At 60.5% G+C, this 14,499-nt stretch carries 13 protein-coding genes and 2 tRNA genes; 1 reads left to right on the forward strand and 14 read right to left on the reverse strand.

The features are described 5' to 3' along the window. Positions 1 to 6: 6 nt before the first annotated feature. The 10 genes from nusA to rlmE form a co-directional block, all read right to left on the reverse strand. Positions 7 to 1,488 carry a transcription termination factor NusA gene (gene nusA / locus N7650_RS14535; RefSeq protein ID WP_009404299.1) on the reverse strand — a complete coding sequence of 494 codons (1,482 nt, stop codon included), beginning with the start codon at positions 1,486 to 1,488 and terminating at the stop codon, positions 7 to 9. 58 nt (positions 1,489 to 1,546) lie between these two features. Beyond that, entirely contained in the window at positions 1,547 to 2,005 is a 459-nt protein-coding gene (gene rimP / locus N7650_RS14540) for a ribosome maturation factor RimP (RefSeq protein WP_009404298.1), read from the reverse strand. 129 nt (positions 2,006 to 2,134) lie between these two features. After that, a tRNA-Met gene (locus N7650_RS14545) sits at positions 2,135 to 2,211 on the reverse strand. A gap of 96 nt (positions 2,212 to 2,307) precedes the next feature. Further along, positions 2,308 to 2,393 (reverse strand) — tRNA-Leu (locus N7650_RS14550). A 19-nt stretch (positions 2,394 to 2,412) separates the two neighbouring features. Then, positions 2,413 to 2,808 carry a preprotein translocase subunit SecG gene (gene secG / locus N7650_RS14555; RefSeq protein ID WP_009404297.1) on the reverse strand — a complete coding sequence of 132 codons (396 nt, stop codon included), beginning with the start codon at positions 2,806 to 2,808 and terminating at the stop codon, positions 2,413 to 2,415. Between the two features lie 3 nt (positions 2,809 to 2,811). Further along, complete coding sequence (gene tpiA / locus N7650_RS14560) at positions 2,812 to 3,567, reverse strand: triose-phosphate isomerase (protein ID WP_009404296.1); 756 nt, start codon at positions 3,565 to 3,567, stop codon at positions 2,812 to 2,814. A gap of 66 nt (positions 3,568 to 3,633) precedes the next feature. Further along, the gene (gene glmM / locus N7650_RS14565) at positions 3,634 to 4,974 is read right to left on the reverse strand and encodes a phosphoglucosamine mutase (protein ID WP_009404295.1); all 1,341 of its coding nucleotides are present in this window, start codon (positions 4,972 to 4,974) and stop codon (positions 3,634 to 3,636) included. Between the two features lie 17 nt (positions 4,975 to 4,991). Next, positions 4,992 to 5,843: a dihydropteroate synthase gene (gene folP, locus N7650_RS14570; protein ID WP_279898801.1), complete on the reverse strand. Its 852-nt coding sequence runs from the start codon at positions 5,841 to 5,843 to the stop codon at positions 4,992 to 4,994. 8 nt (positions 5,844 to 5,851) lie between these two features. Further along, positions 5,852 to 7,759, reverse strand: a complete 1,908-nt coding sequence (gene ftsH, locus N7650_RS14575) for an ATP-dependent zinc metalloprotease FtsH (RefSeq protein WP_009404293.1) — start codon at positions 7,757 to 7,759, stop codon at positions 5,852 to 5,854. A 202-nt stretch (positions 7,760 to 7,961) separates the two neighbouring features. Continuing rightward, entirely contained in the window at positions 7,962 to 8,588 is a 627-nt protein-coding gene (gene rlmE, locus N7650_RS14580) for a 23S rRNA (uridine(2552)-2'-O)-methyltransferase RlmE (protein ID WP_009404292.1), read from the reverse strand. Between the two features lie 103 nt (positions 8,589 to 8,691). Between rlmE and yhbY the strand changes: the two genes are divergently transcribed. Further along, on the forward strand, positions 8,692 to 9,000 hold the full coding sequence (gene yhbY / locus N7650_RS14585; protein ID WP_009404291.1) for a ribosome assembly RNA-binding protein YhbY: 309 nt from the start codon (positions 8,692 to 8,694) through the stop codon (positions 8,998 to 9,000). A 25-nt stretch (positions 9,001 to 9,025) separates the two neighbouring features. Here yhbY and N7650_RS14590 read toward each other — a convergent pair whose 3' ends face one another. The 4 genes from N7650_RS14590 to carA form a co-directional block, all read right to left on the reverse strand. Continuing rightward, entirely contained in the window at positions 9,026 to 9,463 is a 438-nt protein-coding gene (locus tag N7650_RS14590; RefSeq protein WP_051032725.1) for a hypothetical protein, read from the reverse strand. Next, entirely contained in the window at positions 9,441 to 9,923 is a 483-nt protein-coding gene (gene greA / locus N7650_RS14595) for a transcription elongation factor GreA (RefSeq protein ID WP_037061676.1), read from the reverse strand. Before greA ends, N7650_RS14590 begins: the two co-directional genes overlap by 23 nt. Further along, the gene (gene carB, locus N7650_RS14600; RefSeq protein ID WP_009404288.1) at positions 9,920 to 13,141 is read right to left on the reverse strand and encodes a carbamoyl-phosphate synthase large subunit; all 3,222 of its coding nucleotides are present in this window, start codon (positions 13,139 to 13,141) and stop codon (positions 9,920 to 9,922) included. The genes greA and carB overlap by 4 nt, the downstream gene beginning before the upstream one ends. Positions 13,142 to 13,247: 106 nt before the next feature. Beyond that, a complete protein-coding gene (carA, locus tag N7650_RS14605; RefSeq protein WP_064303362.1) occupies positions 13,248 to 14,384 on the reverse strand; it encodes a glutamine-hydrolyzing carbamoyl-phosphate synthase small subunit in 1,137 nt (378 codons plus the stop codon). Positions 14,385 to 14,499: the final 115 nt, after the last annotated feature.

Genomic DNA, 14,499 nt, shown 5'->3' on the forward strand with positions numbered 1-14,499 from the left:
GCCTGCTTACTCGAACCAGTGGGCTCGGGCGGCCATGATCAACTTGCCGGCACGCTCTTCGTCGATGCCGTCGATGTCGAGCAGGTCGTCAATCGACTGCTCGGCCAGGTCTTCGCGGTTAACCACGCCGCGCACCGCCAGTTCCGCTGCCAGGTCGTTGTCCATGCCCTCGAGGGAGAGCAGGTCTTCGGCCGGGTGGGCGTCTGCCAGTTTTTCCTCGGTAGCGATGGCTTTGGTCAACAGGCGGTCCTTGGCCCGAGCGCGAAGCTCGTTGACGATTTCCTCGTCGAAGCCATCGATGTTGAGCATTTCTTCCAGCGGTACGTAGGCAATTTCTTCGAGGCTGGTGAAGCCCTCGTCAACCAGCACCTGGGCCAGTTCCTCGTCGACTTCCAGCTCTTCGATGAAGTTGCGCAGGATGTCGCCAGTCTCGGCTTGCTGCTTGGCCTGGATGTCCGATTCGGTCATCACGTTCAGGGTCCAGCCGGTCAGTTGGCTCGCCAGGCGCACGTTCTGGCCACCTCGGCCAATGGCCTGGGCCAGGTTGTCGGCAGCCACGGCGATGTCCATCGCGTGGGCGTCTTCATCAACGATGATCGCCGCCACTTCGGCAGGCGACATGGCATTGATGACGAACTGCGCCGGGTTGTCGTCCCAAAGCACGATGTCGACCCGCTCGCCACCCAGTTCGCCGGAAACGGCCTGGACGCGCGAACCGCGCATGCCGATGCAGGCGCCTTGCGGGTCGATACGCTTGTCTTTGGAGCGGACGGCGATCTTGGCACGGGAGCCCGGGTCGCGGGACGCGCCCATCACTTCGATCAGGCCCTCGGCGATTTCCGGCACTTCGATGCGGAACAGTTCGATCAGCATCTGCGGCGCGGTACGCGACAGGATCAACTGCGGGCCGCGGTTCTCGGTGCGGATCTCCTTGAGCAGCGCACGAACGCGAACGCCGACGCGGAAGGTCTCGCGGGAAATGATGTCTTCGCGAGCCAGCAGGGCTTCGGCGTTGTTACCCAGGTCAACGATGACGTTGTCGCGGGTCACCTTCTTCACGGTGCCGGAGATGATTTCGCCCAGGCGCTCGCGATAAGCGTCGACGACCTGTGCACGCTCGGCTTCGCGAACCTTCTGCACGATGACCTGCTTGGCGGTCTGGGCTGCGATGCGACCGAACTCGATGGACTCGATCTTCTCTTCGATGATGTCGCCCGCCACTGCGCCCGGCTTTTTGGCCTGGGCCTGGTCTACCGCCAGCTCGATGGCCGGATCGTCGAGGTCTTCGTCCTCGACCACGGTCCAGCGACGGAATGTCTCGTAGTTACCGGTGTGGCGGTTGATTTCCACACGCAGGTCGACTTCGTCTTCAAAACGTTTTTTGGTTGCAGTGGCCAGGGCCACCTCCAGCGCTTCGAAAATCACGCCCGCCGGTACACCCTTTTCATTGGATACCGACTCAACAACCAGCAGTACTTCTTTGCTCATCGTACGCCTCGCCTTTCGCAAGCCATTGGAACCGCGTCAACCGCAGCTCCGGCATGTCTCAGTCAAAACTGGGAATAATGTTGGCCTTGTCGATCGAGTCGATGGGCAGCAGGAATTCGTGATTGTCCACCTGGACCACGACATCCTGCTCCTCAACACCACGGATCAGGCCTTGAAAGTTACGACGACCTTCGAAGGGCGTACGCAGCTTGATCTTCACTTGTTCGCCGGCATGCGAAGCAAACTGTTCAAGGGTGAACAGCGGGCGATCCATGCCAGGAGAGGAGACTTCCAGGGTGTATTCGGTGCTGATGGGATCTTCAACGTCCAGAATACCGCTGACCTGGCGACTGACGACTTCGCAGTCATCCACCAGGATGCCGTCCTCTTTGTCGATATAGATACGCAGTACCGAATGCTTGCCCTGGGAAATGAACTCAATCCCCCAGCATTGATAGCCAAGCGCTTCGACTACCGGGGCCAACAAGGCCTGCAACTGTTCTAGCTTGCTCGACACCTGAACCCCCTCGTGCATGCTGTGCAAATAAAAAATGGGCAAGCGCCCATCGTGAAATGCGCCGTGGAATGTGGCGCCTGAGAACTGTTTAGCTAACAAAAAGCCCCTGAAAAGGGGCTCCGCTAAAACTGGTTGCGGGGGCTGGATTTGAACCAACGACCTTCGGGTTATGAGCCCGACGAGCTACCAGACTGCTCCACCCCGCGACAAAGCTGGGGCGAAAGTATACGACCGAACCCCGGGAGGGTCAATCAACCTCCACCTGCAAGAAAGCCCGCTAGTGCGGGCTCCCATGCTTCAATTGGTACCGAGAAGGGGACTCGAACCCCTACACCCTATGGGCACAACCACCTCAAGGTTGCGTGTCTACCAATTCCACCACCTCGGCAATACTACTTTGAAACCCGTTACTTCTGCTCTGGAGCCTGAGGAACATCGCTATTGTTGCCAGCTTCGTTCTTCTGTTGCTGTTGCCCCTGGAGCACCGGTACATCATCTGTTGCCGGTTTGTTTTGCTGCACTTCCAGAACCGCTGGATCTGGCAAACCTGCTTGAGTCAGCTGATGAGCTTTCTCTTTAGCAAAGTATCCTAACCCAAGAGCAGTTAAGAAGAAAGAGGCAGCTAGTATAGCAGTAAACTTACTCAAAAAGGTAGCGGAACCTTGGCTTCCGAACACAGTATTTGAAGCACCTGCGCCGAAAGATGCACCCGCTTCCGCACCTTTACCCTGTTGCAGCAGAACCAGTACTACCAAGCCCAGTGCGCCCAACAGATGAAGAACGACAATAACTGTTTCCAGCATTTTTCAGTTTCCTGCGGCGCGACAAATTGCACCGAATTCGTCTGCGTTCAGGGAAGCCCCACCAATCAGCCCCCCATCGATATCCGGCATGCCGAACAGCTCAGCCGCATTGGCCGCCTTCACGCTGCCGCCGTATAGAAGCCGCGTATTTTGCGCAACTTCCGGATCCTTCGCCGCCAACTGGTCGCGGATGGCTTTATGCACATCCTGCGCCTGTTGCGGAGTGGCCGTCAGGCCAGTGCCGATGGCCCATACAGGCTCATAAGCGATAATCGCATCTGCAAAAGCAGAAATACCCAGTTGGTTGATGATGCTGTCCAACTGACGCCCCACAACCTCGAGCGTTTTGTTCGCTTCACGCTCTTCGAGGGTTTCCCCTACACAGAACACTGGCTTCAAGCCACAGGACTGTGCCGCTGCGAACTTCCGGATCAGGGTCGAGTCCTGCTCGCCCAGGATCTGCCGCCGCTCCGAGTGACCAATCAACACCAGCTTGCAACCGGCATCGACCAACTGACTCGGCGCCACCTCTCCGGTCAGAGCCCCTTGCTGGGACTCCACCGCAGCGTTCTGCGCACCTACCACGATCGATTTGCCTTCCAGCCCCTCGATCACCTGGCTGATGAACAGACTCGGTGGGAACACCGCGACATCAACACCGCTCGGCAGGATCTGATTGCTCAAGCCCTTGATCAGCTCAGCGACGCTGGCGCGGGTACCGTGCATTTTCCAGTTACCAGCTACCATTGGGCGACGCATGCTTTACCTCGTGGGTCAAAGTGGGCGCAGATGTTACCCAACCAATTCATCACTGGCAAGCGTAAATCAAACGCAAACTTCACTTACCAGTTTTGCCAGGGCTTCGGCATGGCCACGCACCTGGGATTCGTCGTCACCTTCGACCATTACGCGCACCAGAGGCTCTGTTCCGGACTTGCGCAGCAACACGCGGCCACGTCCGGCCATCTCCTCGGTGACACGCTCGCAAGCAGCCTTCACGTCAGGATGCTCCAGCGGGTCGACCTTGCTGGCGCCGAAACGCACGTTGATCAACACCTGCGGACATTTGCGCACGGCCTGGCGGGCTTGTGCCAGGGTCTCGCCGCGACGCTTGAGGGCCATCAGCACCTGCAATGCCGCGATGATCGCATCGCCGGTGGTGGTGTGGCTGCAGCACACGACATGCCCGGAGTTCTCGCCGCCGATGATCCAGTCGCGCTCGAGCAGCTCGGACATGACATAGCGGTCGCCGACCTTGGCACGTACGAACGGAATGTCGAGGTCCTTCAAGGCCAGCTCCAGGCCAAGGTTGCTCATCAGCGTCCCGACCACGCCACCTTGCAGCTTGCCGCGCTCCTGCAGATCACGAGCGATGATGAACAGCAGTTCGTCACCATCGACGATGGCACCGGTGTGATCCACCATCAGCACGCGATCACCGTCACCATCGAAGGCAATGCCGAGGTCGGCATGCCCGACCAGGACCGCCGCCTGCAATGACTCGATGTGGGTGGAGCCGCAGTTTTCGTTGATATTCAGCCCATCGGGCTGGTTGGCAAGCACCGTGACATCGGCGCCCAGCTCCCGGAACACGCTGGGCGCTACCTTGTAGGTTGCGCCGTGGGCACAGTCGATGGCCAGCTTGAGCCCGGAAAAGTCGGTACTGCTCGGCACGCTGCTCTTGCAGAACTCGATGTAGCGGCCCGCCGCGTCGTTGATCCGCGAAACCTTGCCCAGCTTGCTGGACTCGACCACGGTCATCGGCTGGTCGAGCAACTCCTCGATCATCAGTTCGACCTCATCCGGCAGCTTGGTGCCCTGCCCGGAGAAGAACTTGATGCCGTTGTCGTCGTGCGGATTGTGCGACGCGCTGATCACGATACCGGCTTCGGCGTGGAAGGTCCGGGTCAGATAGGCAATGGCCGGGGTCGGCATCGGGCCCAGCAGCAGGACGTCCGCCCCGGCAGCGGACAGCCCGGCTTCCAGCGCCGATTCGAACATGTACCCGGAAATGCGCGTGTCCTTGCCCACCAGCACCCGGCAGTTGCCCTGCTTGCGGAACGCCATGCCCGCCGCCCAGCCAAGCTTGAGCATGAAATCAGGAGTGATCGGGTATTCCCCGACGCGGCCGCGAATGCCGTCGGTACCAAAATATTTTCTGCTCATAAATGCTCCGTCATTCTTTACTCGGCGTTTTGTACTGCGGCGATCATCCGTACGACATCGACGGTTTCAGCGACATCATGGACACGCAGGATCGCGGCCCCTTTTGTCATCGCCAAGGCAGCCAGCGCCAGGCTACCGTACATCCGCTCGTTTACTGGCCGGTTGAGGGTCAGGCCGATCATGCTCTTGCGTGAAACGCCCACCAACAGCGGGCGCCCCAGGCGCTGCAAGCTGTCCATGTGCTTGAACAGACTAAGATTATGCTCCAGGGTTTTGGCAAAGCCGAAGCCCGGATCAAGAATAATGCGTTCCGCCTCGATGCCGACCGCCGCACAGGCAGCCATACGCGCTTCAAGATAGCGCCCGACCTCGGCAGTCACGTCTTCGTAATGCGGGTCGTCCTGCATGTTTCCGGGTTCGCCGCGCATATGCATCAGGCATACCGGCAAGCCGGTGGCCGCCGCCGCATCCAGGGCGCCATCCCGTGACAGCGAGCGGACATCGTTGATCAACCCCGCCCCCAGCCGCGCCGACTCGCGAATGACCGCCGGCGTGGATGTGTCCACGGAGATCACCACATCCAGCTCGCGATTGAGCGCTTCGACGATGGGCGCAACGCGTTCCAGCTCTTCGAGCGCCGTCACCACCCGCGCACCTGGCCGAGTGGACTCGCCACCGACGTCGATAAGCGTGGCTCCTGCCGCAACCATTTCCTCGGCATGACGCAAGGCCGCATCACGCTGGGTGAAGCGGCCGCCATCGGAGAAGGAATCCGGAGTGATATTGAGGATACCCATGACATGGGTACGGGAAAGGTCGAGAACCCGGTTGCCGCAAGGCAACCGGGTTGGGTACTGCTGTGAAGTCATGTCAACCCTTAGTGTTGCGCAGCCGGACCACCGATAGGGGACTCGGGACGGTCGCCCTGGGATGCAGCGGTGCCCGAAGTACCGGAATCGTTGTCCCAGTCCCGCGGCTCGCGCGGTGTACGACCTGCCATGATGTCGTCGATCTGGTCGGCGTCGATGGTTTCGTACTTCATCAGCGCATCGGCCATGGCGTCGAGCTTGTCACGGTTGTCCGTGAGGATCTGCTTGGCAGTGGCATAGCACTGGTCGATGATGCTGCGCACCTCGGAGTCGATCAGCTTGGCGGTCTCGCCCGACACATTGGTGTGCTGGCCACTGGAGCCTCGGCCCAGGAACACTTCGCCCTCTTCCTCGGCGTACATCAGCGGCCCGAGCTTTTCCGACAGCCCCCACTTGGTCACCATGTTCCGTGCGATCTGGCTGGCACGCATGATGTCGTTGGAGGCCCCGGTGGTCACGCCGTCGAAGCCCAGGGTCATCTCTTCGGCGATACGGCCGCCGTACAGCGAGCAGATCTGGCTGATCAGCGCGCGCTTGGACAGGCTGTAGCGGTCTTCTTCCGGCAGGAACATGGTCACGCCCAGCGCACGACCGCGCGGGATGATCGAAACCTTGTACACCGGATCATGCTCGGGAACGATGCGACCGACGATGGCGTGGCCCGCCTCGTGGTAGGCAGTGTTCTGTTTCTCTTTCTCCGACATGACCATGGTCTTGCGCTCGGCGCCCATCATGATCTTGTCCTTGGCCAGTTCGAACTCCTTCATCTCCACCACGCGCTTGCCACCGCGAGCGGCGAAGAGCGAGGCCTCGTTGACCAGGTTGGCCAGGTCGGCACCGGAGAAGCCAGGTGTACCGCGCGCGATGACCGCCGGGTTGACGTTGTCGCCGATCGGCACCTTGCGCATGTGGACCTTGAGGATCTGTTCGCGACCGCGAATATCCGGCAGGCCGACCACCACCTGGCGGTCGAAACGACCGGGACGCAGCAGCGCCGGGTCAAGCACGTCAGGACGGTTGGTAGCAGCAATGACGATGATGCCATCGTTCATTTCGAAGCCATCCATCTCTACCAGCAACTGGTTGAGGGTCTGCTCGCGTTCGTCGTGACCGCCGCCCATGCCGGCGCCACGATGGCGACCCACGGCGTCGATCTCGTCGATGAAGATGATGCACGGTGCGTGCTTCTTGGCCTGTTCGAACATGTCGCGCACACGACTGGCACCGACACCGACGAACATTTCCACGAAGTCCGAACCGGAAATGGTGAAGAACGGCACCTTGGCCTCACCTGCAATAGCCTTGGCCAGCAGGGTCTTGCCGGTACCCGGAGGACCGACCATCAGCACGCCGCGTGGGATACGACCACCCAGGCGCTGGAACTTGCCCGGATCACGCAGGAACTCGACCAGCTCGCCAACTTCTTCCTTGGCTTCATCGCAACCAGCGACGTCGGCCAGGGTCGTCTTGACCTGGTCTTCGGACAAGAGGCGCGCCTTGCTCTTGCCGAAGCTCATCGGGCCACCCTTGCCGCCGGCACCGCCCTGCATCTGGCGCATGAAGAACATGAACACCGCGATGATCACCAGGATCGGGAAACTGGCTACGAGCAACTGGGTCCAGATGCTCTGCTGCTCGGGTTGACGACCTTCGATCACCACGTGATTGTCGACCAGGTCGCCAATCAGGCCGTTGTCCTGGATCGCCGGACGGATGGTCTTGAAGGTATCGCCGTCGCTGCGCTTGCCGGTAATGACAGCACCGTCGACCGTGACGCGCTCGACCTTGCCATCCTTGACTTGCTGGATGAAGTCGGAATAGTTGAGGGTCTGCGGCTCATTCGGGCTGGAGAAGTTGTTCATCACCGTCACCAGGACAGCCGCGATGATCAACCACAGGATCAAATTCTTTGCCATATCGTTCAATTCGCTACCCTCTGAAGCAGGTTTAGGCGCAACCGTGCCTCGCATGATAATCAGCGGCTTAACTTACTACATTCCTACAACGGCTGTTGGCGCCGTCTGTAACCCTTTGTGAATCCAGACTACACGATATTCATCCACACCACGCAGGGAGACCGATTGGAAAATACTATCGGTACCGCGTTAAACCGCCGCGTTATTCGCCGCGGTAACCCCTCGCCAGAAGGTATTGCTCACGCGAGCGATCACGTGACGACGACGGCTTGCGCATCTGGACCTTGTCGAATTTCTGACGAACGTCCTTCAAATAGGTATCGAAGCCTTCACCCTGGAAGATCTTGATCAGAAAATCCCCACCTGGACGCAGGACGCGACTGGCCAGATCAAGGGCCAGCTCACAAAGGAACATCGCCCGCGGCATATCGACAGCAGGCGTACCACTCATGTTGGGGGCCATATCCGAAATCACAAGGTCCACCTGTGAATTACCTACGGCTTCGAGAATCTGCGCAAGCACTTCGTCCTGGGTGAAATCGCCCTGGATGAAGGTCACGTCGGGAATGCTGTCCATTTCCAGGATGTCGGAAGCGATCAGCCGACCTTGCCCGCCGATCAGCCGGCTGGTGACCTGGGACCAGCCACCCGGCGCGGCGCCGAGGTCGATCACGCTCATGCCCGGGCGGATCAAGCGGTCCTTTTCCTGGATTTCCAGCAGTTTGTAGCTCGCGCGCGAGCGGTAGCCGTCCTTTTGCGCCTGTTTGACGAAAGGGTCGTTGAAATGCTCTCTCAGCCAGTTATGGCTGCTCTTGGAACGCTGCGCCACTGGGCACCTCGATGATTAAGCGTCGTGATTGACTGGGCGGAGCCACGGGCCCTCGGGTAAAATGGCCGCCATTTTTACAGAATCCAGACGAAAGGGTCAGATTATGCCGCTCAATAACGAGCAGAAGAAACAGTACAAATCCATTGGTCACGACCTGAAACCGGTCCTGATCGTGGCGGGCAATGGCTTGACCGAAGGTGTCCTCGCCGAACTCGAGCGTGCCCTGGTAGATCATGAACTGATCAAGGTGCAGGTCAAGCTCGAAGACCGGGAAGAGCGTCGGGCAGTCATGGATGAACTGAGCAAGATCGGCCGAGCCGAACAGGTACAGATCATCGGCAAGATGGTCCTGCTGTATCGCCGTAACCCGCAACCGAACAAGCAACTGTCCAATATCCACCGCTACAAGTAACGGTGATACCGGTCAGCGGCGCGTCTTAGCGCGCCCTGGTCGGGACGGGCTGGGCCACCAGCGCAATGCCGCTGAGCCCCAGCACGACGAAGCAGAACACCTGCCAGCGCGCACCGGCCGAGAAGCCGTAGCGCAAGGTGTAATAGCCGATGCAAGCGGTGAAACCGACCAGCAGCAACTTGCCGCTGAACAGCCGCCAGCATGCCGGCAATCCCTTCAGCCGCACCAGCACGGCCAATTGCGTCAACAATCCCAGCGCCGCCACACCGATCAACCAGCGGTCGATCTGGATAGAGATGTCCTCTATCAGCAGGGGCGCCAGGCTGCTGACCTTCAACGCCGGCACCAGGCCGACATGAAACACCCAAAGGCCACCGACCCAGAACACCTGGGCCAGTTGCCAGAGGATGGCTTCGACGCAAGGCCCGGAAAGGCTGTCGTCAGATGTGCTTGACTTCGACAATCTCGTACTCGACCGTGCCGCTCGGGGTTTTCACCACGACCACATCGCCTTCTTCCTTGCCGATGATGGCGCGGGCGATCGGCGCGCTCGCGGAGAGCTTGCCTTTCTTGATATCAGCCTCGTCCTCGCCAACGATCTGGTAGGTCACCTGATCGCCGGTCTCGGTGTTTTCCAGATCCACGGTGGTACCGAAAATCACCTTGCCGGTATGGGCGATGGTGGTGACGTCGATCACCACCGAGTTCTGCAGACGGCCTTCGATGTCGCGGATCCGCGCCTCGACCATGCCCTGTTCTTCACGAGCGGCGTGGTATTCGGCGTTTTCCTTGAGATCGCCCAGCTCCCGCGCTTCACCGATCGCCTGGCTGAGGCGTGGGCGCTCGGTCTTGCTGAGGAAGGTCAGTTCGTCTTCCAGGGCGCGAGCGCCCTGGACGGTCATCGGGTACTTGGTAATGCTCATGCTTTGAGTCCTGCATGCAGATCCTGCAAGCGGCGAACGGTCTTTTCCGGACCGAACTTCAGCGCTTCGCAGATAGCTTCACCGGCCGCAATGGTGGTGGTGCAGTAGATCTTGTGCTGCAACGCATTGCGGCGAATCGAGTAGGAATCGGCGATCGACTGGCGACCTTCGGTGGTGTTGATGATCAGCGACACTTCGTCGTTCTTGATCATGTCGACCACGTGCGGACGACCTTCGGTCACCTTGTTCACGCGACGCACTTTCAGGCCGGCCGCCTCGATGATCTTCGCGGTGCCGGCAGTTGCGACCACTTCGAAGCCCAGGGCAATCAGGTCGCGGGCAACGCCGGCCACTTGCGGCTTGTCGTCGTCACGCACGCTGATGAACGCGGTACCGCCGGTCGGCAGCACTTCGCTGGCACCCATCTGGGCCTTGGCGAAGGCTTCACCGAAGCTGTCGCCGACACCCATGACTTCGCCGGTGGATTTCATCTCAGGGCCGAGGATCGGGTCAACCCCCGGGAACTTGGCAAACGGGAACACCGCTTCCTTGACGCTGTAGAAGTTAGGAATGATTTCCTTGGTGAAGCCCAGCTCTTTCAGGGTCTTGCCGGCCATGACACGGGCCGCGATCATCGCCAGCGAGGTGCCGATGCACTTCGAAACGAAAGGCACGGTCCGCGAAGCGCGCGGGTTGACTTCGATCACGTAGATCTTGTCGCCCTGCAGGGCCAGCTGCACGTTCATCAGGCCGACAACGCCCAGTTCCAGAGCCATCTTCTTGACCTGCTCGCGAACTTCGTCCTGCACATGGGCAGGCAGCGAGTACGGCGGCAGCGAGCATGCGGAGTCACCGGAGTGAACACCGGCCTGCTCGATGTGCTGCATGATCGCGCCGATGACCACGTCGGTGCCGTCGCAGACAGCATCCACGTCCATCTCGATGGCGCAGTTGAGGAAGTGGTCGAGCAGCACCGGGCTGTCGTTGGAGACCTGGACCGCTTCACGCAGGTAGCGCTTCAGCTCGTCCAGCTCGTAAACGATTTCCATGGCGCGGCCGCCCAGTACGTAGGACGGACGGACGACCAGCGGGTAGCCGATATCTCCAGCGGCGCGAATGGCTTCGTCTTCGCTGCGCACGGTGGCGTTTGGCGGCTGCAGCAGGTTCAGGCGCTGGACCATCTGCTGGAAGCGCTCGCGGTCTTCGGCACGGTCGATGGCGTCAGGGCTGGTACCGATGATCGGTACACCGGCCTCTTCCAGGGCGCGAGCCAGTTTCAGCGGGGTCTGGCCGCCGTAGTGGACGATGACGCCCTTCGGCTTCTCGACGCGCACCACTTCCAGCACGTCTTCCAGGGTCAGCGGCTCGAAGTACAGGCGGTCGGAGGTGTCGTAGTCGGTGGAAACGGTTTCCGGGTTGCAGTTGACCATGATGGTCTCGTAACCGTCGTCACGCAGTGCCAGCGCGGCATGCACGCAGCAGTAGTCGAACTCGATGCCCTGGCCGATACGGTTCGGACCGCCGCCCAGGATCATGATCTTGTCGCGGGTCGACGGATTGGCCTCGCACTCTTCCTCGTAGGTCGAGTACAGGTAGGCGGTGTCGGTGGCGAACTCGGCGGCGCAGGTATCCACGCGCTTGTACACCGGGAAGACTTCCAGCTTGTGGCGATGGCGGCGCAGGTTCTTGTCGGTGATGCCCAGCAGCTTGGCCAGGCGCTGGTCGGAGAAGCCCTTGCGCTTGAGGTTCAGCATCAGTTGCTTGTCGATGGCGGCCAGGCCCAGGGTCTTGACCTTCTCTTCTTCCTTGATCAGGTCTTCGATCTGGATCAGGAACCAGTGGTCGATGCTGGTCAGGGCGAAGATTTCGTCGCGGGTCATGCCGGCGCGGAAGGCATCGGCCACGTACCAGATACGCTCGGCGCCCGGCACGGTCAGCTCGCGCTTGAGGATGCTCGGGGTTTCCGGGTTGGCCAGGTCGACTTTCGGGTCGAGGCCGCACACACCGACTTCCAGGCCACGCAGGGCTTTTTGCAGCGACTCCTGGAAGGTCCGGCCGATGGCCATGACTTCACCCACGGATTTCATCTGGGTGGTCAGGCGGGCGTCGGCTTTCGGGAATTTCTCGAAGGCGAAACGTGGCAGCTTGGTGACGACGTAGTCGATCGATGGTTCGAAGGACGCCGGGGTACGACCGCCGGTGATGTCGTTCTGCAGCTCGTCGAGGGTGTAGCCGACAGCCAGCTTGGCGGCGATCTTGGCGATCGGGAAGCCGGTGGCTTTCGAAGCCAGTGCGGAGGAACGGGATACCCGCGGGTTCATTTCGATCACGACCATGCGGCCGGTGTTCGGGCAGATACCGAACTGCACGTTGGAACCGCCGGTTTCGACACCGATTTCACGCAGCACCGCCAGGGAGGCGTTGCGCATGATCTGGTATTCCTTATCGGTCAGGGTCTGTGCCGGAGCAACGGTGATCGAGTCACCGGTGTGCACGCCCATCGGGTCGAAGTTCTCGATGGAGCAGACGATGATGCAGTTGTCCTTTTTGTCGCGGACCACTTCCATCTCGTACTCTTTCCAGCCGATCAGCGATTCGTCGATCAGCAGTTCCTTGGTCGGCGACAGGTCCAGGCCACGGGCGCAGATCTCTTCGAACTCTTCACGGTTGTAGGCGATGCCACCACCGGTACCGCCCATGGTGAAGGACGGACGGATGATGCACGGGAAGCCCAGCTTCTCGAGGACCGCATTGGCCTCTTCCATGCTGTGGGCGATACCCGAGCGCGGGCATTCCAGGCCGATGGCCTTCATTGCCTTGTCGAAACGCGAACGGTCTTCGGCCTTGTCGATGGTGTCGGCGTTGGCGCCGATCATTTCCACGCCGAATTTCTCCAGGACGCCTTCGCGCTCCAGGTCCAGGGCGCAGTTCAGTGCGGTCTGGCCACCCATGGTCGGCAGCAGCGCGTCCGGGCGCTCCTTCTCGATGATCTTGGCAACAGACTGCCACTTGATCGGCTCGATGTAGGTGGCGTCGGCCATGGCCGGGTCGGTCATGATGGTGGCAGGGTTGGAGTTCACCAGGATGACGCGGAAACCCTCCTCGCGCAGGGCCTTGCAAGCCTGGGCGCCGGAGTAGTCGAATTCGCAGGCCTGGCCGATCACGATCGGGCCAGCGCCGAGAATCAGGATGCTTTTAATGTCTGTACGTTTTGGCATGGTTGTCACTCAAATCCGCAGGTCAGTCGGCAAGCCGTCTTGAACAATCTTGGTCAGGCGCTGCTGAACCGGGCTTCGCCGGTCCAGCGCCTTCACGCAGGGATGCTTAGCGGCGCTTGGCCATGGCATCGATGAAACGATCGAACAGTGGCGCGACATCGGTCGGGCCAGGGCTGGCTTCAGGGTGGCCCTGGAAGCTGAACGCGCTCTTGTCGGTGCGCTCGATGCCCTGCAGGGTACCGTCGAACAGCGACTTGTGGATGGCGCGAACGTTGGCCGGCAGGGTGGCCTCGTCGACCGCGAAGCCGTGGTTCTGGCTGGTGATCATCACCACGCCGGTGTCCAGGTCCTGGACCGGGTGGTTGGCACCGTGATGGCCGTGGCCCATTTTTACGGTCTTGGCACCCGACGCCAGGGCCAGCAGCTGGTGACCGAGGCAGATACCGAAGACCGGGATATCGGTTTCCAGGATTTCCTTGATCGCCTGGATCGCGTAGTCGCAAGGCTCCGGATCGCCAGGGCCGTTGGACAGGAACACGCCATCAGGGTTGAGGGCAAGCACTTCGCTGGCCGGGGTCTGCGCCGGGACGACGGTCAGGCGGCAGCCACGGGCGACCAGCATGCGCAGGATGTTCAGCTTGACGCCATAGTCGTAGGCAACCACGTGGTACGGCAGGTCGGCCGCCTCGATGGTCGGGTGGCTGTCGGTTTTCAGCTCCCAGACACTGGAGCGCCACTCGTAGGCACTCTTGGTGCTGACCACCTTGGCCAGGTCCATGCCTTTCAGGCCCGGGAATCCGCGCGCTGCGGCGATGGCGGCTTCCTCGCTGATATTGTCACCGGCCAGGATGCAACCGTTCTGTGCACCTTTCTCACGCAGGATGCGGGTCAGGCGGCGGGTATCGATACCGGCGATGGCCACGACATTGTTGGCTTTGAGGTAATCGCTCAGGGACAGGGTGTTACGCCAGTTGCTGGCGATCAGCGGCAGGTCGCGGATGACCAGGCCGGCCGACCAGACGCGATCGGACTCGGCGTCTTCGGCGGTAGTGCCGGTGTTGCCGATATGAGGGTAGGTCAGGGTAACGATCTGTTGCGAGTACGATGGGTCAGTCAGGATTTCCTGATAGCCGGTCATTGCGGTGTTGAACACCACCTCACCAACGGTCTGACCGTCGGCTCCAATGGCTTCACCGCGAAAAATGCTGCCATCGGCAAGGGCGAGTATGGCTGGCTTAGTCAAGAAGACCTCCCGTAAATCAAGCCTGAAGGGGCGATCGCAGGTTGCAAAAAAGCGGAATGACGTATAGACACGTCACCCCGCTTTCTTCGTCGAATTATCTGCGCGCTTTTAGTGG

The sequence above is a fragment of the Pseudomonas sp. GD04058 genome (assembly GCF_029836855.1).
GTDB lineage: Bacteria > Pseudomonadota > Gammaproteobacteria > Pseudomonadales > Pseudomonadaceae > Aquipseudomonas > Aquipseudomonas bharatica.